This window comes from Paeniroseomonas aquatica (genome assembly GCF_030409335.1).
GTDB classification, from domain to species: domain Bacteria; phylum Pseudomonadota; class Alphaproteobacteria; order Acetobacterales; family Acetobacteraceae; genus Belnapia; species Belnapia aquatica.
In genome coordinates this window covers 1-1942 of record NZ_JAUFPN010000076.1, presented here as the reverse complement: position 1 = coordinate 1942, position 1942 = coordinate 1, and the positions used below count along the sequence as shown (strand labels likewise).

The window sequence follows — 1942 nt, the reverse complement described above, 5'->3', positions numbered from 1 at the left end:
AAGAGCCGCTCCGGGAGGAAACAGCATGGGTCGCCTACCCCTTATTGCATCGATGTTGGCCGGCTTGGTCGCGGCAGCCGCTGCAGTTGCCCAGTCACCAGACCCTGGTACCAGTGAGCGCGAGGTCGAGCGCTACCGTGCGATGATTAGCGATCCTATGGCCAACCCAGGCTACCTCGCAGTCGACCGTGGTGAGATCCTCTGGGCGGAGAAGCGGGGTGCCAAGGGTGCGTCGCTCGAGGCCTGCGACCTTGGCCGCGGCCCAGGCGTGCTGGAGGGTGCGTATGCTGCGCTGCCACGCTACTTCGCCGACGCCGATCGCGTCATGGACATTGAACAACGCTTGCTCTGGTGCATGCGCACACAACAGGATCTCGACACCAGCGACGTCATCCGGCGCCGCTTCGGCGAGCCTGGAAAAACTTCTGACATGGAAGACCTCACCGCTTTCATCGCCAACAAGAGTAACGGCATGCCCCTGCATGCGCCGATGACCGCGCCACAGGAAAAGCAGATGTTTGCGGTCGGTGAGGCCATGTTCAACCGCCGGTCCGCCGTCAACGACTTCTCCTGCGCTACCTGCCATGGCGAGGCCGGCAAGCGCATCCGTTTGCAAGAGTTGCCGGACCTGGCCCACCCCGGGAAGTCCGCGCAGGATAGTGTCGCTTCCTGGCCTGCCTACCGGGTCAGTCAAAGTCAGACGCGCACGATGCAGCACCGGCTTTGGGACTGCTACCGTCAGATGCGTATGCCGATGCCTGAATACGGTTCGGAAGGGATCACGGCACTGCAGGTCTACATGGCACAGCAGGCGGATGGCGGCGAGATCGTCGCCCCGTCGATCAAGCGATAGGAGTGGGCCATGCGGATCCTCACCATGATTAGCTTGCTCGTCCCACTCGTCGCAGCGGCGCAGCCCACGAGCGAGGCTGACATTGCCCGTGTGGACGCGATCATCGCAGCGACCTTCCCAACTCGGGAACCGGCGTGGCAACGCCGGGTCACACAGGACGAGACGCAGCGACAGTGCAGTATCACCCGCAATGAGCCTCCGGATGCCATGTTTGAGGCTATCCGTTCCCGCGAATTGGCTACGATCCGATTTCCTGCTGACGGCCAAGTGCTCGGTGATTGGAAACGGGGCGAGGACATTGCGCAGAATGGTCGCGGCAACCAATTCTCCGACGCGCCTAATACGGTCGCGGGCGGTAACTGCTACGCCTGTCATCAAATGGCACCGGCAGAGTTGAGCTATGGCACACTTGGCCCAAGCCTCGTCGGGTATGGTCGAGAGCGTCAGTTTGACGCTGCTGAAGCGCGCTCCACTTACGCCAAGATATGGAATGCGCAGTCGGTGATGCCATGTTCGATGATGCCGCGCTTCGGCCATAACGGCGTTCTGACAGAACAACAGATCAGGGATACCGTGTCCTATCTGTTCGACCCGGCTTCACCCGTGAACAAGTAGATGCGTCAACGCGGCATCCTTTTCGCCCTCGGGATTTTCATTGCAACGCTGTACCCTGTGCCAGGGCGCGCCGCCGAGCTGCTGATGGTAACGACGGTGGGTTGCCCATGGTGCGCCAAATGGGAACAGGAACTTGGGCACATTTACCCGCGCACGCCGGAGGGGCGGCGTGCGCCGCTTCGCCGGGCCGAGTTGCGGGGCTTCGCCGAGCCGTTGGTACTGCTTGATCGCTTGGTGTACACGCCTACCTTCGTACTGATCGACCAGGGCCGCGAGATTGGACGCATTGTTGGTTATCAAAACGAAGATGCGTTTTGGGGCCTGCTCGATCGCCTAATCCGCCAACTTGACGATCGGAGCACGCATTGACTGCCATTCTGCCTGATGCAGTAGAGCGCGAGTTGCGCAGCTTTGAGGCTGCACCGGCGGAACTGGATCGCCTGATGCGTAAGGCTCGAAAGGCGTCCGACTTTC

General features: G+C 61.3%; 3 protein-coding genes. All 3 read left to right on the top strand.

Annotated elements, in window-relative coordinates; translation table 11 throughout:
* On the top strand, positions 1-853 hold an 853-nt coding region (gene soxA, locus QWZ14_RS08060; protein ID WP_290316115.1), incomplete at its 5' end, for a sulfur oxidation c-type cytochrome SoxA.
* A gap of 9 nt (positions 854-862) precedes the next feature.
* Positions 863-1468, top strand: coding sequence for a sulfur oxidation c-type cytochrome SoxX (gene soxX, locus QWZ14_RS08055; RefSeq protein WP_290316114.1), 606 nt, complete (start codon positions 863-865; stop codon positions 1466-1468).
* A complete protein-coding gene (locus tag QWZ14_RS08050) occupies positions 1469-1837 on the top strand; it encodes a thioredoxin family protein (RefSeq protein ID WP_290316113.1) in 369 nt (122 codons plus the stop codon).
* Positions 1838-1942: the final 105 nt, after the last annotated feature.

Coding starts and splice junctions, on each gene's coding strand:
- QWZ14_RS08050 (WP_290316113.1), top strand. CDS start 1,469: ATGCGTCAACGCGGCATCCTTTTCGCCCTCGGGATTTTCATTGCAACG.
- soxX (WP_290316114.1), top strand. CDS start 863: ATGCGGATCCTCACCATGATTAGCTTGCTCGTCCCACTCGTCGCAGCG.